Below are 20,225 nucleotides of genomic sequence, written 5' to 3' on the forward strand. Positions count from 1 at the left end.
TTCGCAGGTCAACGCGGTACACCCAACCCGACTTCACCCGTTCGAGTGATCGATCTTCTTTTCGTCTGGGTACGCTTCCGGTACGCGCCACAATCCGTCGCATGGGAGCGCTGATGAGTACCCCAGCCGAAGGCGATCAGGACACGGGCTTCACCTGGCCCATGCCTCCGTCCGGTGGGTGGACCGCGGATGACCTGGACAGTATTCCGGGCCTCCCGTCACACACCGAGATGATCGACGGAGGGCTGTTCTTCGTGAGTCCGCAGACCTATTTCCACATGGCCGTGCTCCGGCTGCTGGAGACCGCGCTGCTGGACCAGGCGCCGGAGGAGTACGACGTGATCCGGGAGATGACCGTCACGCTGGACGGGCGGGACCGGCCGGAGCCCGACCTGATGGTCGTGCCGTACTCCGCGCTGGGCCAGTTGCGGCAGACCTCGTTCGACCCGTCGCAGATCGTGCTGGCGGTCGAGGTCGTCTCACCGGAGTCGGTCGGCCGTGACCGCGAACTGAAGCCGAGGAAGTACGCGAAGGCCGGTATCCGTCACTTCTGGCGGGTGGAGGAGAACGACGGCACGCCCGTCGTGTACGTCTACGAGCTCGACCCCGCCACCGGTGCGTACGCGATCACCGGCATCCACCACGACCGGCTCAAGGTCGCGGTGCCCTTCGTCGTGGACGCCGACCTGACCAGGCTTCGGCGCGGTCGCCCCGGCGACGGGGCGGGGCAGGACGCCTGACGCGCGGCGCTATCCCGTTGCCGCGCGCAGCGCCTCACGGCTGAGGTGGTCGGCCTGGCGGGTGGTCTCGGGGAGCCGGTGGCGCGGCGCCAGCTCCAGGACCCGGGCGCAGGCCGTCGGCAGGTCGACGAGGTGGCCGGTGGAGACGTACACCGGCTTGACGCCCGCCCGGGTGCGCAGCGCGCGGCCGACGACCTCGCCGCCGTCCACCAGGTCGGCGTGGGCGCCGCGGTCCGGCCCGAGGGCGGCCGGGTCGTGGCGGCCGGTGAACGGGGTCTTGGCGACGCCCGCCGTCGGCAGGCCGGTGAGCACCCCGAGGTGGCAGGCGAGCCCGAAGCGGCGCGGGTGCGAGCGGCCGTGCCCGTCGCACAGCAACAGGTCGGGGACCGCCTCCAGTCGGCGCAGCGCGGCGACCAGCGCGGGCAGCTCACGGAAGGCGAACAGGCCCGGGACGTACGGGAACGCCGTGGCCGCGGTGGCCGTGGCCCGCTCGACCACGTCGTGCGTCGCGGTGTCGATGACCACGACGGCCGCCGCGACCAGGTCGCCGGTGCCGCGCCCGTCGCCGGCGTAGGCGACGTCGAGGCCCGCGACGAGGCGGGGCGCGGCCGGACCGGGGCCGCGGTGGTCGGCGAGCGGCCGCAGCCGCTCCTGGAGGGCGCGGGCCTCCGCCTCACCGGTCGGCCAGGCGTAGGGCACCTCGACCCGCACCGGTGTCAACCGCCTTCTACGGTACGGCCGTTGCCGTCGTGGTCGGCATCGCTGCGCGCCGCCGCCTCCGCCGCCTTCGTCGCCGCGCGGTAGCGGCGCGCGGCGTGCCGCAGGGCGCGTTCCGGGTCGAGGCCGGCGGCCTGCGCGGCGGCGGCGAGCGCGAGCAGGTGGTCGCCGAGCGCGTCCTCGCCGTCGGGCACGGGCCCGGCCGGGGCGGCGGGCACGGGCAGCCCGGCGTCACCCGCCCGGGAGGCGAGCTTCGCCGCGAGCGCGAGCGCGGGCGCGGCGACCGGGACGCCCTCGGTGACGGACTCCCGGACCTTCTCCGCGCTCTTGCGCCGCGCCCAGATCTCCCGGACCTCCTCCGGGGTGCTCGCGTGCTCGTCGCCGAAGACGTGCGGGTGGCGGTGGACGAGCTTGGCGATCAGGCCCGCGGCGACGTCGTCGATGTCGTACGGGTCCTCCGGGTCGTCCTCGGCGACGGCGGCGTGGAAGGCCACCTGGAGCAGCACGTCGCCCAACTCCTCACGGACGGCGGTGCGGTCGCCCTCCTCGATCGCCTCGACGAGTTCGTACATCTCCTCGATGCCGTACGGGGCGAGGTCCTCGTGGGTGCGGACCGCGCTCCACGGGCACTCGGCCCTGATCCGGTCCATCACCCGCACCAGGTCGAGCAGCCGGGCGCCGGGCAGGTCGTACGACCCGGGCAGCAGCTCCAGTTCGGGCATCGCGACGCGACCGGAGCCGCCCAACCGGGCCAGTTCGTCGGTGACGGCGCGGTCCGCCCCGGCGTCCGGCGGCAGGTACACCACGGTGCGGCCGCCCGCGGCGGCGTCCACGAGCTGCTGCCCGGTCGGCGTCGCCGCCTCGACGGCGATACCGGCCTGCCGCAGGTAGGGGAGCTGCGGGTGCTCCGGGTCGGCGCACAGCACGCGGTCGGCCGCGCGCAGCACCTGCCAGGCGGGCCAGGACAGCAGGCCGGGGGCGACCCGGTGGCTCATGGTGAGCAGCACCAGGCGTCCGGCGGGCACGGCGTCGGGTTCTTCGGTCACCCCACGAACGTACCTCGCGGCGCCGGGTGGACGTCGGGCGGGCGGCCCGACCGGCCGGCCAGCCGGGCAGACCGGCAGGCAGGCGGTCGGGCCGGCAGGCAGGCGGTCGGGCCGGCAGGCAGGCGGTCGGGCCGGTCAGGCGACGCCGACGGCCGCCGCGGTGTCGTCGGTGCCGGCCACCGGCGTCTTGTCGACCACCCACGGGTCCTTGACCTTGCCGATGGACGCGCTCGTGCCGTCCCACACGCCGTACCGCGGGTTGATGTGCACGTCGAGGGACTTGGCGGTCTTCACCATGTAGTCCTCCAGCGCCTTCTCGCCGCCGTCGCTGCCCGGCTGGTAGCCGAGCGCGGCGATGATCTTCGTGATGCCGATCTTCTCGCGCAGGTAGCTGTCGATCTGGTCGGGCGGCGTGCCGTACTGCGCGAGCATGCCGGCCTCGTACTGCTCGCGGCTGCCGCCGGCGAGTTGCTGCACCTCCGCGTCGTACTCCCGCTGCACCTCGCCCGCGGTCACCGTCAGGTGCTTGTCGGCGAGCGCCCGGTCGACCACCCGGTTCTGCACGATGACGTTGAGCACCTGGGTGGGCAACTGGGTCGCGCCGGCCACCGCCTGCTCGGCCTGCGGGTCGCCGCTCGCGGCGTCGCGCAGGTCGGTGACCCGCGCCTGCACGGTCGACACGGCGATCCGCTGGTCGCCGACCACCGCGGCCGCGCCCGCGCGGTCGGGGCCGGACCCGCACGCGGTCAGCGCGGGCGACGCGAGCAGCAGGGCGATTGCTGCGGTGGAGACGGCGGCGGTGCGGCGGCGGACCATGTGTGCCTCCCGGCGGGTGACGGCGGTGAGCCGCGGGGAGGTTGTCCCCGCGCCCCGCGTCTCGCGTTCCTGGCGTGATGGATGATCGGGCACGAGGATATTGACCAACGGCGGCCGATATCCAGCACCGTGCACAACGTGATCCGCGCCGGGAGGGTTGCGGCCCCGGGATCAACCGGTCGGCAGCGCCTGCTTCGGGCAGGTGTTCAGCACCTTGCGCATGGCGTCCTTCTCCGCGCTGCTGACCCACAGCCCGTACTTCTTCTTCACCGCGACCTGGCGGGCCACGTAGGAGCAGCGGTAGGACGTGTTCGGCGGCAGCCAGGTCGCGGTGTCGCCGTCGCTCTTACGGCGGTTGGTGGACGAGTCGACGGCGAGCAGGTTCAGCGGGTCGTTGGCGAAGTCCTCGCGGCGGTCCTTGGACCACTGCTGCGCGCCCTTCTGCCAGGCGTCGGACAGGGCCACCGCGTGGTCGATGTCCACCTTGCTGGCGCCGCGCTTGTAGACGATCTGCGTGCCGGTGTACGGGTCGGCGAGGGTGCCGCCGGTCACGATGCAGTCCTTGGTGCCGGCCCGGTAGGTCCTCTTGGTGAGGTCGCGGGTCAGTATGTCGTCGCGGGTGTCGCAGTGGTTGTGGTCCACGTCGGCCCACGCGGGGCCGAACTGGTCCCGCGAGTAACCGGTCTTCGGGGCCCGCCCCTTGACCGGAAGCGCGTTCGCGGCGGCCAGCGCGCTGCCCGGAGCGGCGCTGGCGGCGGTGGTGCCGCTGGTGGCCGCGGTACCGGTGGGGTCCGCGCCCTGGGTGGTGACCTTGCACCCGGCGACGCCCAGCGTCGCGGCCACCACCGCCGTGCAGGCCAGCGCCCGCGTCCTACGTATCCCCATCACTCACCTTCGAAGAAGTCGTCCGGGGCGCGAACCGCCCCTCCAGCCATGTCCCTTACCCCTGGACATGCCCCAACCAGGCGAGAGTACGGCGCACTTCGGCCGGAAAAGGATGGTGGGGACCGCGGACGCGCTCGGCGTCGTACAGCAGGCGGGTCAGCACGTCGCGTGCCGCGCGGCGGTCCCCGACGGACAGCAGCAGGTGGCCGATCCGGCGCCTGATCTCCAGCGGCGGTCCGGGGTCGGCGGCCGCCCAGCGCTCGAAGTACGGCAGCAGGACGCGGTACTCGGACAGCGCGGAGGTGGTGTCGCCCAACTGCTCCAGGCACTGGGCGGCTTCGTAGCGGTACTGCAGGGCCGTCCGGTCCGCGCCGCCGTACTGGGAGGCGAACTCATCGGACAGGCGGCGCAGTTCGGGCAGCGCGCGACGGTACTGGCCGTCCTCCATCAAGGTCGCGGCGTACTGCTTGCGCAGGCTGCGCAGCACCGGGGAGTGCTCGCCGTGCTTCGTCGCGGCGGCCGGCAGCAGCCCGCCGAGCACGTCGACGGCCTGGGTGATCCGGCCGGCCGCCAGCAGCCGGCGCACCTCGTCGACCGCGGCGGCCAGGTCGGGGCCGGCGGAGTTCACCGCCGGCGGGTGCGCGGGGCGCTCGGGCAGCGGCGCGGGTGCGGGCTTGTCCGGCCACGGGGCGTGCGGGCGCAGGAACGGCCGGGTCGGGTCCATCGGGCCGAGCGGCGCGGAGCGGTCCGCGCCGGGCGGCGGCACCAGGGCGACGAGCTGCCGGAAGGCGTCCTGGGCGTCCTCGGGGCGGTCCTGCGGGTCCTTGGCGAGCAGCCGCAGCACCAGGGCCTCCAGCGGCTCGGGCACCTGGGGCCGTATCCGGCGCAGCGGCGTCGGCTGCTCGTACAGGTGGCCGTGCAGCACGCCGAGGGCGGTGGGGGCGTTGAACGGGACCTCGCCGCCGAGGAGTTCGTGCAGCACCACGCCGAGGGCGTACAGGTCGGTGCGCGGGCCGATCGCGCCGCCCATCGCCTGCTCGGGCGCCATGTAGGCGGGGCTGCCGATCGGTGTCCCGGTGTGCGTGAGCCGGGTGGTGTCGGTGTCCATCACGGACGCCACGCCCAGGTCGAGCACGGTGACGGTGCCGTCGGTCCTGACCATCACGTTCCGCGGCTTGAGGTCGCGGTGGACGATCGGGACGGCGTGCACCGCCGACAGCGCCGCGCAAAGCTGCGCACCGACGGCGACCGCCCACGGCCAGGGGTACGGCGTGTGCGCGGCCAGGTGCGCGCCGAGGTCGCCGCCCTCCACGAACTGCATCACCAGGTACAGCTCGTCGCCGTCGGCGCCCGCGTCGTGGACGGTGACCAGGCCCGGGTGGTCGACCTGCGCGGTGACCCGGCACTCGCGGTCGAAGCGCTGCCGCAGCTCCTCCACGTTCTCCCCGCCGGCGACCTTGTCCGGGCGCAGCAGCTTCACCGCCACCCGGCGGTCCAACCGCCGGTCGTAGGCGGTCCACACCTGCCCCATGCCGCCCTGGCCGATGACCGAGGCCAGTTCGTACCGCCCGGCGATGAGCCGACCGGTCATCTGGCCGCCCCGCCCTCACCGCTGTCCCGGCCCTCGCCGCGCTCCTTGCGCAGGAAGTCGCTCAGCTCGTCGAGCTCCGCCCTGACCTGGTCGATGCGGGGGGCCGGCTGCGGCGTGGAGTGCGGTGCGGAGTTCGGGGCGGTGTTCGGGGGCGGGGTGGGGTTGCGCGGCGGGGTGGACGGTCCGCCGACCGGGCCCGGGGCGGCGGGGCGGTTCGCGGGCGGCGGGGTGGAGGGGCGGTTCACCGGTGGCGGGGTGGCCGCGCGGGCGGGCCCGGGGTACTGCCGGGGGGCCGGGTAGCCCTGCTGCGCCGGGCGGGCCATCGGGACGGGGCCGCCGAAGCCGGTGGCGTACGGGTTCTGCGGCGGGTAGCCGGCCACCGCGGCGGGCCGGCCCCGGCGGGCGGCGCGGTACCTGAGGACGTCGGCGACCAGGAAGTACACGGCGCCGCCGAACATGCAGATCAGGATCAGAGTGGCGCCGGTGTTGGCCTGCCAGTCGTCGTCGTGGGACAGGCCGAAGCAGACCACGGCGATCACGGCCATGCCGACCGCGACGGCGAGCACCAGCCAGTCGGTGCTGCGCTTGCGCAGCACCGCCAGGTAGAGCATCGACACCCAGGCGAGGAAGCCCAGGGTGACCACGGGCACCACGGTGAGGATCACCCGCAGCACGACGGCAGTCGTGGGGTCGGCGGGCTTGGGCCCCTGCGTCACCGGACCTGGGCCGTACATGTGGGTGCTCCTGCGTTCGTCGGGCAGCGGACGGCGGGCGGACTGCTGCTCGACGTCCGCCGCCGCGCGGGCACCGGTCGGATGTCCGCGCGCCCGCCCCTCGGCGAACACCCTGTGAGCGTATCGGCCGCGACCGGCGGCCGTCCCCTGCTCTCCCCCGACCTGTGGACAACTATTTCGACCCCTCCGGTTCCGCCCTGCGGCCGGGAGCGTGCGGAGGTGCCGGCGAAGCCCGTCAGGCGGGGCCGGCGGCGCGCGGGGGCGGCGCCGGCACAGCGTCGTCCCGTATCTTTTCCGGCAGACCCGACCCCGCTTCCGCTGGAGGACGAGCATGGACAGGGCCGAGGCCGTCATCCCGGCGCAGGAGGCCGACTCCGCGCCGGGCACCGGGGCGGCACGGGCCGCCGGCGGCATCGAGGGGCTGCGGCTGCGCATGTCCGGCGGCGGTGCGGACCCCTACCTGCTGGCGGTCGTCTTCTTCGCGGCCTACACGGCGCTGTCGGTGACCCGCTACCGGCAACTGCTGACCATGTCGTGGGACCTGGGCATCTTCGAGCAGGCGATCAAGTCCTACGCCCACCTGCACGCGCCGGTCGCCGACCTCAAGGGGCCCGGCTTCAACATCCTCGGCGACCACTTCAGCCCGATCACCGCCCTGGTCGCGCCCTTCTACCGGGTCTTCCCGACCCCGGTGACGCTGCTGGTCGCGCAGGCGCTGCTGTTCGCGGTGTCGGTGGTCCCGGTGACCCGGGTGGCCGGGCTGCTGCTCGGACGCGGGCGCGGACTCGCGATCGGGGTGGCGTACGCGCTGTCGTGGGGGGTGCAGAAGGCCGTCCAGTTCGACTTCCACGAGATCGCCTTCGCGATGCCGCTGCTGGCGTTCTCCCTGGAGGCGGTGCTGCGGCGGCGGTGGGCGGCGGCGATGTGGTGGGCGGTGCCGCTGGTCTTCGTCAAGGAGGACATGGGGGTGACCGCCGCGGCGATCGGCCTGATCGTGTGGTGGCGCACCCGGCAGGAGCCGGACCCGGCAGGCGGCGGTGCGGCGGCCGTCGCGCCCGGGCCGGAGGCGGCGGAGTCCGCGGGGTCCGCGGAGCGCGCCGGGGGGACGCCCGCGGCGGCGCAGGGCCTCGGCCCCGGCGCGGACGGAGCCGCCGACCGGGACGGCGCGGACGCCCCGGACGAGGACCCCGACGGCCACGGGGGCCACGGAGGCCACGGGCCGTACGGCGGGCGGACCGCGGACGCGCTGCGCTTCGGCCCCTGGGCGCTGGGCCTGGCCGGCTTCGGGGTCCTCATGTCCGCGCTCGCCTTCGCCGTGATCATCCCGGCGTTCAACACCACCGGCGGCTACGACTACTGGAACAAGCTGAACGGGAACGGCGCCCCGATGCCCGGGCACATCCCGTTCGACACCGCGCTGCACACCCTGCTGTGGATCCTGCTGCCCACCTCCGGGCTGCTCGCGCTGCGCTCCCCGCTGATCCTGGCCGCGCTGCCCACCATCGGCTGGCGGTTCGTCTCCCACGACGACCACTACTGGGGCACCGACTGGCACTACAGCGCCGTACTGATGCCGGTGGTGATGCTCGCCCTGGTGGACGCCGCCGCGTCCTGCCGGCGCAGCCCGCGCCCCTGGCTGCGCTCCTACGCCTCCGGCCTGCCGGCGGCCGCCGCGGGCGCCGCCCTGGCGCTGACGATGACCCTCCCGCTGGCGGCGCTCGACCACTCGGCCACCTACAAGGTCGACGCCCGCACCAAGGCGATCGAGCACACCCTCGACCAGATCCCCGACGGGGCCACCGTGGAGGCCAACGTCGGCCCGATCAGCCACCTGGTGCACCGCACCACCGTGTACTGGGTGGGCGACACCGAGGGCGTCACCCCGCAGTACATCGCGCTGGACAACACCTCCGGCTGGGCCGGCGACCCGCTGACGTACGCCAAGCAGTTGCACCCGGCCGCGACCTACACCCTGGTCGCGGAGAACCAGGGCTACGTGGTGCTGGGGCTGGCCGCCGGCACGAAGTAGCCGCCCGCGGCCGGGGCCCGGCGGACGCCCGGCCGCCAGGACAGCGGACCGCCGGGCGCCCGGGACGCCACGGGCGCCCGGTTGCCGGGAGCGGTCCCGGCAACCGGGCGCACCGCGCGGCTCAGTTGTCGAGCACCGTGGTCAGGAACTCCGCGGTCCACTGGAGCAGTTCGCGGCCCACCACCGGCTTCCCGCCGATCCGCGCGGTCGCCGGGCGCGGCACCAGCACCTGCTTGGTGGCGTGCCGGACCACCGAGCGCGGGTAGACGCGGGCGAGCCGCAGCTCCTGGGACTCGCGCAGCTCCACCGGCCCGAAGCGGACGTTGCCGCCCTGGAGGGTGATGTCGCCGACGCCCACCTTGCGGGCGAGTATCCGCAGCGCGGCGACCAGCAGCAGGTTCTCCACCGGCTCGGGCAGTTTGCCGTACCGGTCGACCAGTTCCTCGCGCACCGCCGCGATGTCCTCCTCGCTGGTGGCGGCGGCGATCGACCGGTACGCCTGGAGCCGCAGCCGCTCGCCCGGCGCGTAGTCGTGCGGGACGTGCGCGTCGACCGGCAGCTCGATCTTCACCTCCAGCAGCTCCTCCTCCGCCTCGCCGCCGTTCTCCAGCGCGTTGCGGTAGTCCGCGACCGCCTCGCCGACCATCCGCACGTACAGGTCGAAGCCGACGCCGGCGATGTGGCCGGACTGCTCGCCGCCGAGCAGGTTGCCCGCGCCGCGGATCTCCAGGTCCTTCATCGCCACGTACATGCCCGCGCCCATCTCGGTGTGCTGGGCGATGGTGGCCAGCCGCTCGTGCGCGGTCTCGGTGAGCGGCTTCTCCGGCGGGTACAGGAAGTACGCGTAGCCGCGTTCCCGGGAGCGCCCCACCCGGCCGCGCAACTGGTGGAGCTGGGACAGGCCGAAGGTGTCGCCGCGCTCGACGATGAGGGTGTTGGCGTTGGCGATGTCGATGCCGGACTCCACGATCGTGGTGGACACCAGGACGTCGAACCGCTTCTCCCAGAAGTCGACCACCACCTGTTCCAACTGCGACTCCCCCATCTGCCCGTGCGCGGTGGCGATGCGCGCCTCCGGGACGATCGCGCGCAGCCGCGCCGCCGCCCGGTCGATCGACTCCACCCGGTTGTGGATGTAGAAGACCTGGCCCTCGCGCAGCAGTTCACGGCGGATGGCGGCGCCGATCTGCTTGTCCTCGTACGGACCGACGAAGGTGAGCACCGGGTGCCGCTCCTCGGGCGGGGTGGTGATCGTGGACATCTCGCGGATGCCGGTGACCGCCATCTCCAGGGTGCGCGGGATCGGCGTCGCGGACATGGTGAGCACGTCGACGTTGGCCCGCAGCTTCTTGAGCTGCTCCTTGTGCTCGACGCCGAACCGCTGCTCCTCGTCCACGATGACCAGGCCGAGGTCCTTGAACTTCGTCTCCGACGAGAACAGCCGGTGGGTGCCGATCACCAGGTCGACGCTGCCGTCCCGCAGCCCCTCCAGCACCGCCTTCGCCTCGGTGTCGCTCTGGAAGCGGGACAGGGCGCGGACGTTCACCGGGAACTGGGAGTACCGCTCGGCGAAGGTGCCCATGTGCTGCTGCACCAGCAGGGTGGTCGGCACCAGGACCGCCACCTGCTTGCCGTCCTGCACCGCCTTGAACGCGGCGCGCACCGCGATCTCGGTCTTGCCGTACCCGACGTCGCCGCAGATCAGCCGGTCCATCGGCACGGACTTCTCCATGTCCGACTTGACCTCGGCGATGGTGGTGAGCTGGTCGGGCGTCTCCGCGTACGGGAAGGCGTCCTCCAGCTCGCGCTGCCAGGGCGTGTCGGGGCCGAACGTGTGGCCGGGGGCGGCCATGCGCGCGGAGTACAGCCGGATCAGGTCGGCGGCGATCTCCTTGACCGCCTTCTTCGCCCGCGCCTTGGTCTTCGTCCAGTCCGCGCCGCCCAGCCGGTGCAGCGAGGGGGCCTCGCCCCCCACGTACTTGGTGACCTGTTCGAGCTGGTCGGTGGGGACGAAGAGCCGGTCGCCCGGCTGGCCGCGCTTGGCTGGGGCGTACTCCACGACCAGGTACTCGCGGGTGGCGCCCTGGACGGTGCGCTGCACCATCTCCACGTAGCGGCCGACGCCGTGCTGCTCGTGCACGATGTAGTCGCCGCCGGTGAGGGTGAGCGGGTCGATGGTCTTGCGGCGGCGCGAGGGCATCCGCCCCATGTCCTTGGCGGTGGACCGCTGCCCGGACAGGTCGGTCTCGGTGAGCACCGCGACCTTGAGCGCGGCGTCCACGAAGCCGTGCTCCAGCGACCCGGTCGCCACGTGCACCACCGAGGGCGCGAGCTGCTCCGGTCCGGCCAGCTCCGGGTCCAGCCGGGCCGCGATGCCCTCGCCGCCCAGCACCTCCACCAGCCGCGCGGCCGGTCCGTGGCCCTCCGTGACGTAGACCGCGCGCCAGCCGTCGGCCAGCCAGCCCTTGGTGTCGGCGAGCGCGCGGGCGGTGTCCCCGCGGTACAGCTCGGGCGCGTGCATGCCCAGCCGCAGGGTGTCGCCGAACTCCAGCTCGGGCCCCTGCGTCGGGCGGTCGTCGTACGGCCCGGCGGGCGCGGCGCCCTGCTCGTCGGCGGCGAACGGGCTCACCGACCACCACGGGGTGCCCAGCGTGCGGGCGTGCTCCCGGACGTCGGCGATGGACCACAGGGAGGCGGCGCCCAGGTCGATCGGCGCCGCTCCCCCGCCCGCCGAGGCCGCCCAGGACGCCTCCAGGAACTCCCGGGAGGTCGCCACCAGGTCCGCCGCGCGGGTCCGGACCCGCTCCGGGTCGCAGACCACCGCCGTCGAACCGGCCGGCAGCACGTCCAGCAGCAGTTCCATGTCGTCGACCAGCACCGGGGCCAGCGACTCCATGCCCTCGACCGCGATGCCCTCGGCGATCCTGCCGAGCAGTTCCTCCAGCTCGGGGTGCTCGGCGGCAAGCGCCGCCGCCCGCTCCCTGACCTGGGCGGTGAGCAGCAGCTCGCGGCAGGGCGGCGCCCACAGTCCGTGCTCGGCCACTTCCAGGGAGCGCTGGTCGGCGACCTTGAAGTAACGGATCTCCTCGACCTCGTCGCCCCAGAACTCCACCCGCAGCGGGTGCTCCTCGGTCGGCGGGAAGACGTCGAGGATGCCGCCGCGCACCGCGAACTCGCCGCGCTTCTCGACCAGCTCCACCCGGGCGTACGCGGCCGCCGCGAGGGCGTCGACCACCGTGTCCAGGTCCGCGCTGCCGCCCCTGCGCAGGGAGACCGGCTCCAGGTCGCCGAGCCCCTTGACCTGCGGCTGGAGCACCGACCTGATCGGCGCGACCACCACCTGGACCGGGCCGGCCGCCACGTCGCCGGCGTGCGGGTGCGCCAGCCGGCGCAGCACCGCCAGCCGCCGGCCCACGGTGTCGCTGCGCGGCGACAGCCGCTCGTGCGGCAGCGTCTCCCACGAGGGGTACTCCACCACCGCGTCCGGCGGCAGCAGCGAGCGCAGCGCCGCCGTCAGGTCCTCGGCCTCGCGGCCGGTGGCGGTGACCGCCAGGACCGTGCGGCGCGCGCGGGCGGCCAGCGCGGCGACCACCAGCGGGCGGGCGGCGGGCGGGCCGACCAGGTCGACCTGTGGGCGGTTGCCCGCGGCGGCGGACTCGACCGCCTCGGCGAGAGCGGCGTCCTCGACGACGACGTCGACCAGACCGTTCAGACTCATCAGGGTTCCGTCCCGGAGGTTGAGGCAGAGCAACGCGAAGCGCCCGACACGTCGCACGGGCCGGGGGTCCTTCCAGCGTACGACGTACCGGTGACAGTCACCGCCGGACCGCCGCTGTGGCCGCTGTGCTGAGGGAGGCGGCTGCTACGTTGCCAGCTCCGGGCCCGGCACACCGGGCGCGGGCAACCGAACACGGTGGGGAGGGACCTTGAGACCGACAGATCAGGGGCGCCGCAGAGGACCGCGGGGGGCATGGACGGCCACGGTGGCCGCGCTGGTCGCCGGCGCGCTGTCCTGGACGGGGGCGGCGCAGGCCGCACCGGCCGGCGGTGCGACCGCGGGCGGCACGGCCGCCGGAAGCACGCCGGGCGCCGCGCACGGGACGCTCCAGCAGGACTTCGCGAGCGCCGCGAAGGAGTTCCACGTGCCCGAGGGCCTGCTCATGGCGGTGGCCTACCACCAGTCGCTGTGGGACACGCACGCCGGGGCGCCGAGCACCACCGGCAACTACAACGTCATGGGCCTGACCCATGTGGACACCGCCACGCTGCGGGCCGCGGGCACGGCCCCGGACACCGACCAGCGCGGCGCGGGCGGCAGCGCCGCACCGCGCGCCACCGCCGCCGCCCCGGCGGCGGCCGGTCCGACCGCCGCCTACCGCACCCTGGACGCGGCCGCGGCGCTGACCGGCACCGCGCAGGCGCGGCTGCGCACCGACCCGCTGCAGAGCGTGCGCGGCGGCGCCGCGCTGCTCGCGCACTACGAGAAGCAGCTCGCCGGCTCCCTGCCGGCCGACCCGGGCGCCTGGTACGGCGCGGTGGCGCGCTTCAGCCAGTCCACCGACGCCCAGGGCGCCGGGCAGTACGCGGACCGCGTGTACACCACGCTGCGGGCGGGGGTCGCGCGCACCACCGCCGACGGCCAGCAGGTCACGCTGGCCGCCGAGCCGTCCGTGGCGCCGCGGACCTCGGCGCTGGCGCGCCTGGGCCTGCCGTCGGCGACCGCGGAGGCCGCGCGGGAGACCCGGGCGGCCGGCACCGCCGCCACCCCCGCCGCGAACCCGACTCCGGAGTGCCCGTCCGGCCTGACGTGCAACTACGTGCCGGCCGCGTACAAGCAGACCGACCCGGACGACAAGTCGAAGTACGGCAGTTACGACCTGGCGAACCGCCCGGCCGACGGCAACACCATCAAGTACATCGTCATCCACGACACGGAGGGCAGCTACAGCAGCGCGCTCGGGATATTCCAGGACCCGGCCCAGTACGCCACCCCGCACTACATCGTGCGCTCGTCCGACGGCCTGGTCACCCAGGTCGTGCAGACCAAGAACGTGGCCTGGCACGCCGGCAACTACTACGTCAACACGCACTCGGTCGGCATCGAGCACGAGGGCTTCGCGATCTCCGGCGCCTCCTGGTACAGCGAGTCGCTGTACGAGTCGTCGGCCGCGCTGGTGCGCTACCTGGCGAACCGGTTCGGGGTGCCGCTGGACCGGCAGCACATCCTCGGCCACGACGACGTGCCGTCGCCGCAGACCGCCCAGCTCACCAGCATGCACTGGGACCCGGGCCCGTACTGGAACTGGTCGCACTACCTGGACCTGCTCGGCGCCACCCCCGGTGGCGGCGGCACCCCGGTGGTGGGCGGTGAGATCACCATCGACCCGCCCTTCACCTCGGCGAACGAGCCGGCCGTCACCGGGTGCAGCCCCGACCCGTGTGCCGCGCAGCCGACCAGCTTCGTCTACCTGCGCACCTCGCCGTCCTCGACGGCCGCGCTGATCGGCGACCCGGTGCTGGCCGCCGACCACGTCGCCACCGGCACCACGCAGGCGGCCGACCTCACCGACAAGGCGGTCGCCGGGCAGTCCTTCGTGGTGGCGGCCGTCCAGGGCGACTGGACGGCGATCTGGTACGGCGGGCAGAAGGCGTGGTTCTACAACCCGGGCGGGCAGTTCGCGGTCGCGAACGGCAACACCGCGCGCCACGTGGTCACGCCGGCCGGCAGCAGCGCGGTCCCGGTGTACGGGCGGGCCTACCCGGAGGCGTCGGCGTACCCCTCGGTGATCGCCGACGTGGCGAGCGAGGACACCCAGATCGTGGCGCCGCTGGGCTACACGATCCCGGCCGGGCAGTCCTACGTCGCCGACGACCCGGTGAACGCCGACTACTACTACGCCAAGAACATCGACCAGAGCGCGCCGGGCGACCAGACGCGGGTGGTGGGGACCACCGTCTACTACCCGATCCGGTTCAACCACCGGCTCGGGTACGTCAAGGCGAGCGACGTGACCGCGACCTCGGCGGCGACCCCGCCGGCCGGGACGTTCACCCCGGCGGGCCCGACCCGGATCATGGACACCCGCAACGGCACCGGGGTCGCCAAGGGCGCGGTCGGCGCCGGGAAGACGATCAGCCTCCAGGTCGCGGGCAGCGGCGGGGTGCCGGCCGCCGGGGTGACGGCGGTGGTCATGAACGTCACCGCCGTCAGCCCGACCACCACCGGGCACCTGATCGTCTACCCCGACGGCACCACCCAGCCGGGCACCTCCAGCCTCAACTACCCCGCCGGCCGCACCATCGCGAACCTGGTCGTGGTACCGGTGGTCGACGGCAAGGTCGACTTCTACAACTCGGCCGGCAGCGTCGACGTCCTCGCCGACGTCACCGGCTACTACACCTCGTCGACCACCGGGTCGCGGTTCGACCCGGTCGGCCCCGAGCGGCTGATGGACACGCGTGACGGCACCGGCGGGGTGACCGGTCCGGTGACTGCGGGGCGGACCGTCGCGCTCCAGGTCACCGGCGGCAGCACCGGCATCCCGGTGGACGGGGTGACGGCCGTGGTCATGAACGTCACCGCGGTCAGCCCCACCGCCACCGGGCACCTGATCGTCTACCCCGACGGCACCACCCAGCCGGGCACCTCCAGCCTCAACTTCCCGGCGAACACCACCATCCCCAACCTGGTGACGGTGCCGGTGGTCGACGGGAAGGTCGACTTCTACAACTCGGCCGGCAGCGTCAACATCCTGGCCGACGTCACCGGCTACTACGCGGCGAGCGGCTCGGTGTTCCACTCCACCGGGCCGACCCGGCTGATGGACACCCGCAACGGCACCGGCGGCGTCAAGGGCGCGGTCGCCGGCGGGAAGACGATCACGCTGCCGCTCACCGGCCACGGCGGGCTGCCCGCCGACGGGGTGACGGCGGTGGTCATGAACGTCACCGCGGTCAGCCCGACCACCACCGGCCACGTCATCGTCTACCCCGACGGCACCACCCAGCCGGGCACCTCCAGCCTCAACTTCCCCGCCGGGCAGACCATCCCCAACCTGGTGGTGGTCCCGGTGACGGACGGCAAGGTGGACTTCTACAACTCGGCCGGCAGCGTCAACCTGCTGGCCGACATCACCGGCTACTTCACGTCCTGACGGCCGGACCGCGCACGGCGCCCGCGGTGGGCGCCGTGCGCGGCGCCCACGACACGGCGGCCCCGGACGCGCGCGGAAGGTTCGCGCGTCCGGGGCCGCCCTTTCGCGTACCGGCCGGGGTGACCCGGCCGGCCGCCCCGCACCCTAGTCGGTGGCGATCGCGTTCAGCACGTTCATCCGCGCCGCCCGGAAGGCCGGCAGCAGCGCGGCCAGCAGGCCGACCACCGCCGACGCCACGAAGACGACCACGATCGTGCTCCACGGGATGCGCAGGATGTGCAGCCCCTGGGTGGCCAGCACCTGCTGGGCGGTGGAGCCCCAGCCGAGGCCGAGGCCGAGCCCGACCAGCGCGCCGAAGAGCGAGATGACCACCGACTCCAGCCGGATCATCCGCCGCAACTGGCGCCGGGAGGTGCCGATCGCCCGCATCAGGCCGATCTCCCGGGTGCGCTCCACCACCGACAGCGCCAGGGTGTTGACCACCCCGAGCACCGCCACGATGATCGCCAGCGCCAGCAGCGCGTAGATCATGTACAGCAACTGGTCGACCTGGCTCTTGATCAGGTGCTTGTAGTCGGCCTGATCGCGGACGTCGATCTGCGGGTAGTCGTGGGTCCTGGCCTTCAGGGCGGCGTACGCCTGCTTCTCCTTGCCGTCGGCCGCCTTGCCGAACATCATGAAGTCGCCCGGCATCTTGTCCGCCGGCAGGTACGCGCGCGCGGTGTCGATGCTGGTGAAGAGCGTGCCGTGCTCCAGCGCGGTGTCGTCGCTGGTGACCGCGGCGATCCGCAGGTGCGCGGTGCGGCCGCCGACCATCGCCACGGTCATCACGTCGCCGACCTTGACGTGGTTGTCCTTCGCGAAGCCCTCCGGCACGGACATCGCGTCCTTGCCGTAGGCGTCTGCCAGCCGGCCCTGCGTGGTGTCCAGTTGCACGTCCTGCGGGTAGGTCGGGTCCGCGGCGCTGAGCCGGTCCTTGACCTTCCTGCCGGACGGGGTGGTGAGCGTGGCGTTGACGATCGTGTACTCGGTGAGGTGGTCGAGGTCGGGTGCCGACCTGATCGCCTTGGCGGCCGCCGGGGTGATCGGCTGTCCGCCGTCGCTGCCGACCTCGACGATGAAGTCCGCGCCGACCGACTTGTCGAGCTGGTCGCTGGCGGAGGCCACCATGGACGAGCCGACCACCGACATGCCGGCCACCAGCGCCAGGCCGATCATCAGCGCCGAGGCGGTGGCCCCGGTACGGCGCGGGTTGCGCAGCGCGTTGCGCTCCGCGAGCCGTCCGATCGGGCCGAAGAAGCGCAGCAGCACCGCGCTGACCGCCCGCACCACCACGCCGGCCAGCAGCGGACCGACGATCACGAAGCCGACGAGGGTCAGCAGCACGCCGACCCCGAGCATCCCGCCGCCGGAGGACGCCTTGTCCGCCCGCGAGGCGGCGACCAGCGCGAACACGCCGGCGGCGCACACCAGCAGGCCCAGTGCGGCCCTGATCCGTCCGGCCCTGGCGTCCGCCGGGGTACCTGCGTCGCGCAGCGCGGCCATCGGGGAGATCCGCCCGGCCCGCCGGGCCGGGATGTAGGCGGAGACCACGGTGACGACCACGCCGACCACCAGGCCGACCACCGGGGTGGTGGCCTTGATGGTCAGCTCCGAACTGTCCAGCTTCAGGCCGGCCTTCCCCATCAGCTTCATCAGGCCGACGGCCAGGCCGATGCCGCCGCCGATGCCGACCACGGAGCCGCTGACGCCGAGCATCACCGCCTCGATCAGCACCGACCGGTTGACCTGGCGGCGGCTGGAGCCCAGCGCCCGCATCAGGCCGATCTCCCGGGTGCGCTGGGCGACCAGCATGGAGAAGGTGTTGACGATCAGGAAGACGCCGACCAGGACCGCGATCCCGGCGAAGCCGAGCATCGCGTACTTCATGAAGTTCAGGAAGCCGCCGAGCTGGTCCTTGTCCTTCTTGGCGGTCTCGGCCGCGGTGTCGATCGTGTAGTGGCCGCCGATCGCGGCCTTCACGTTCGCCTTGAGCTGGTCGTCCGTGACGCCCTTGGCGGCGGTCAGGCCGTATCCGGTGTAGGCGTCGGTGCGACCGAGCAGCTTGGACTGCGCGACGGCGGTGTCCACGTAGACCACCGCGGCGCCCGGGTTGGTCGACTTGAAGGTGACGATGCCGGTGAGGGTGGCCCGGAACTCGCCGGGCTGCGCGATGACGCGCAGCGTGTCGCCGATCCTCAGGTGCTTCGCCTTGGCGGTGTCGGCGTCGATGACGGCGTCGCGGTCCGAGGTGGGCAGGTGGCCGGAGGTGAGCTCGACCGCCTTGGTCTCGGTGGAGTCCCAGTTGCTGACGATCGTCGGCGCGCCGGACGACGGGCTGATCTTGTCGTTGTGCGCGTCGGCGACGGTGACGTCCTCGCTGGTGACGTCGGGCACCGCGGAGGCGACCCCGGTCACGTGCGCCAACCGGGCCTGGAGAGAGGCCGGCAGGGTGTCCGGGATGCCGGTCGCCTGCTCGTTCTTGACCTCCTTGGCGCTGACGGTGACGTCGGAGGCGGTGCTGCCGAAGAGCTTGTCGAAGGTGGCGGTCATGGTGTCGGTGAAGACCAGGGTGCCGCAGATGAACGCCACCGACAGCAGCACCGCGACCCCGGACAGGGCCATCCGGCCCTTGTGCGCGAAGAAGTTGCGCACCGACGTCTTGAAGACGGTCACGAGGTCCTCCCGCGACCGTCGAAGGACTTCATCCGCTCCAGCACCGACTCGGCGGTGGGGCTGGCCATCTCGTCCACGATCCGGCCGTCGGCGAGGTACAGCACGCGGTCGGCGTAGGAGGCGGCGACCGGGTCGTGGGTGACCATCACGATGGTCTGGCCCAGCTCGTCGACCGAGCGGCGCAGGAAGCCGAGCACCTCGGCGCCGGCCCGGGAGTCCAGGTTGCCGGTCGGCTCGTCGCCGAAGATGATCTCCGGCCGGGCGGCCAGGGCCCGGGCCACCGCGACGCGCTGCTGCTGGCCGCCGGACAGTTGCGTCGGGCGGTGCTTGAGCCGGCCGGCCAGACCGACGGTCTCCACCACCCGGTCCATCCACTCCCGGTCGACCTTCCGGCCGGCGATGTCCATCGGCAGCGTGATGTTCTCCGCCGCGTTCAGCGTCGGCAGCAGGTTGAACGACTGGAAGATGAAGCCGATCTTGTCCCGGCGGAGCTGGGTGAGCTTCTTGTCCTTCAGGTGGGTGATCTCGGTCCCGCCGATCCAGATCTGGCCCTCGCTGACCGTGTCGAGCCCGGCCAGGCAGTGCATGAGGGTCGACTTCCCGGAGCCGGAGGGGCCCATGATCGCGGTGAAGCGGCCGCGGGCGATGTCCACGTCCACCGCGTCCAGCGCGACCACCCGGGTCTCGCCGGCGCCGTACGCCTTGGTCACCGACCGGCCCGCGGCGGCAACGGCCGAACGTTCTCCGCTGCCCCCGGCTGTGGGAACCGTCATAGCCGTCGTCACTTCTGTCTCCCGTTGGTCGTCTGCGTCGTCGTGCGCGGTGCGTCGTCGTGCGGGGTGGTGCGTCGTCGTGCGGGGCCGGTACGCGGCGGGCGCCTGCCGTCCGGTACCCATGAGCCTTCCGGAACGGGCCGCGCCGGGCGATGGTGGAAGTCACCCTCCACGGGGTGGGGTTACCCCCACCCCCGCGTGAGCCGTCAGCGCGAGGTGTTCCATCCCGCCCTCTGACCGTAGGCAACGCGGCGGGCGCGATCGTCATCCGCCGGTACGAACCGGCGGGCGCCGCAAGTAGGTGTCTCCCCCTAGGGGACTGGTCCTCAGGTCGGACACCCGGCTCGGGGTCGCCCGGTCGCGCCTGCCCCCGACGTGCCGTCAGCAGGGGGGGCGCAGCCCCGAGATCCCCACGTCGAGGGCCGCTTCGAGGTGGGTGAGCCGACCGGTCTGGAGCAGGATCGACACCCCGCCCTGGATGCCTGCCAGCAACGCGGCGGCCGCCCGGTCGGGATCGACACCGGGCGCGGTCGCGCCCTGGTCGCGCATCGCCCGGACGCCGTCGGTGATCATGCGCTGCCACTGCTGGAGCAGCCGCGCGGTCACCTCGCGGGAGGCGGGCGTGGTCCGGGTCAGTTGCGTCATCAGGACGCCCAGCGGGCACGTCATGCCCTGCTGGCGGTAGCGGGCGAGCACCGCGTCGCGCCACGCGTCCCAGGCCGCCCAGGACGTCAGGTCGCTCAGGTACGGCTCCTGGTCCAGCAGCACCCGGTCCGCCTCGTACTCCGCGACGGCGTACATCAACTGCTCCCGGCCGCCGGGGAAGTAGTGGAAGAGCTGGCTCTTGCTCGTGGCGGTCACCCGGCACACGTCGTCCAGGGTGGTGGCGACCGCGCCCCGTTCGCGGATCTCGGCGGCCGCGCCCTCGACGATGCGCCGACGGGTGGCCCGGCCCTTCGCGGTGAGCCTCACCGGCTGCTGCGTCATGCCCCCAGCCTCGCACACCGCTCCGGGTTTTCTGGACT

The 20,225-nt window shown here is 73.4% G+C and carries 13 protein-coding genes; 3 read left to right on the forward strand and 10 right to left on the reverse strand.

Translation table 11 applies throughout. The annotated features are described in order from the left end of the window. Positions 1-230: 230 nt before the first annotated feature. Positions 231-740 (forward strand): Uma2 family endonuclease, encoded by a 510-nt coding sequence (locus tag RVR_RS13015; protein WP_430393130.1) that lies wholly within the window; start codon positions 231-233, stop codon positions 738-740. A gap of 9 nt (positions 741-749) precedes the next feature. Here RVR_RS13015 and RVR_RS13020 read toward each other — a convergent pair whose 3' ends face one another. From RVR_RS13020 to RVR_RS13045, 6 genes are all read right to left on the reverse strand, one after another. After that, complete coding sequence (locus tag RVR_RS13020) at positions 750-1,451, reverse strand: endonuclease V (protein WP_202234008.1); 702 nt, start codon at positions 1,449-1,451, stop codon at positions 750-752. A 5-nt stretch (positions 1,452-1,456) separates the two neighbouring features. Continuing rightward, on the reverse strand, positions 1,457-2,503 hold the full coding sequence (locus tag RVR_RS13025; protein ID WP_272933076.1) for a nucleoside triphosphate pyrophosphohydrolase: 1,047 nt from the start codon (positions 2,501-2,503) through the stop codon (positions 1,457-1,459). Positions 2,504-2,638: 135 nt separating this feature from the next. Beyond that, positions 2,639-3,319: a SurA N-terminal domain-containing protein gene (locus RVR_RS13030; RefSeq protein WP_202234009.1), complete on the reverse strand. Its 681-nt coding sequence runs from the start codon at positions 3,317-3,319 to the stop codon at positions 2,639-2,641. Positions 3,320-3,490: 171 nt separating this feature from the next. Beyond that, a complete protein-coding gene (locus tag RVR_RS13035) occupies positions 3,491-4,204 on the reverse strand; it encodes an HNH endonuclease family protein (protein WP_202234010.1) in 714 nt (237 codons plus the stop codon). A 55-nt stretch (positions 4,205-4,259) separates the two neighbouring features. Next, positions 4,260-5,795, reverse strand: coding sequence for a serine/threonine-protein kinase (locus RVR_RS13040; RefSeq protein WP_202234011.1), 1,536 nt, complete (start codon positions 5,793-5,795; stop codon positions 4,260-4,262). Beyond that, complete coding sequence (locus RVR_RS13045) at positions 5,792-6,640, reverse strand: hypothetical protein (RefSeq protein ID WP_202234012.1); 849 nt, start codon at positions 6,638-6,640, stop codon at positions 5,792-5,794. Before RVR_RS13045 ends, RVR_RS13040 begins: the two co-directional genes overlap by 4 nt. A gap of 220 nt (positions 6,641-6,860) precedes the next feature. Between RVR_RS13045 and RVR_RS13050 the strand changes: the two genes are divergently transcribed. After that, the gene (locus tag RVR_RS13050; protein ID WP_202234013.1) at positions 6,861-8,558 is read left to right on the forward strand and encodes a DUF2079 domain-containing protein; all 1,698 of its coding nucleotides are present in this window, start codon (positions 6,861-6,863) and stop codon (positions 8,556-8,558) included. Positions 8,559-8,679: 121 nt separating this feature from the next. Here the strand turns inward: RVR_RS13050 and mfd are convergent, their stop codons facing one another. Then, the gene (gene mfd / locus RVR_RS13055; protein WP_202234014.1) at positions 8,680-12,276 is read right to left on the reverse strand and encodes a transcription-repair coupling factor; all 3,597 of its coding nucleotides are present in this window, start codon (positions 12,274-12,276) and stop codon (positions 8,680-8,682) included. A 265-nt stretch (positions 12,277-12,541) separates the two neighbouring features. On the opposite strand from mfd, the gene RVR_RS13060 reads away from it, so the two are divergent. Continuing rightward, positions 12,542-15,712, forward strand: coding sequence for an N-acetylmuramoyl-L-alanine amidase (locus RVR_RS13060; protein WP_202234015.1), 3,171 nt, complete (start codon positions 12,542-12,544; stop codon positions 15,710-15,712). A 144-nt stretch (positions 15,713-15,856) separates the two neighbouring features. Here the strand turns inward: RVR_RS13060 and RVR_RS13065 are convergent, their stop codons facing one another. The 3 genes from RVR_RS13065 to RVR_RS13075 all read right to left on the reverse strand — a co-directional run bounded on the left by RVR_RS13065 (position 15,857) and on the right by RVR_RS13075 (position 20,187). Next, on the reverse strand, positions 15,857-18,427 hold the full coding sequence (locus RVR_RS13065; RefSeq protein WP_202234016.1) for an ABC transporter permease: 2,571 nt from the start codon (positions 18,425-18,427) through the stop codon (positions 15,857-15,859). Further along, entirely contained in the window at positions 18,424-19,200 is a 777-nt protein-coding gene (locus tag RVR_RS13070; protein WP_430393131.1) for an ABC transporter ATP-binding protein, read from the reverse strand. Before RVR_RS13070 ends, RVR_RS13065 begins: the two co-directional genes overlap by 4 nt. A 381-nt stretch (positions 19,201-19,581) precedes the next feature. Further along, positions 19,582-20,187 carry a TetR/AcrR family transcriptional regulator gene (locus tag RVR_RS13075; protein ID WP_202234018.1) on the reverse strand — a complete coding sequence of 202 codons (606 nt, stop codon included), beginning with the start codon at positions 20,185-20,187 and terminating at the stop codon, positions 19,582-19,584. Positions 20,188-20,225: the final 38 nt, after the last annotated feature.

The organism is Streptomyces sp. SN-593 (assembly GCF_016756395.1).
Classification (GTDB): domain Bacteria; phylum Actinomycetota; class Actinomycetes; order Streptomycetales; family Streptomycetaceae; genus Actinacidiphila; species Actinacidiphila reveromycinica.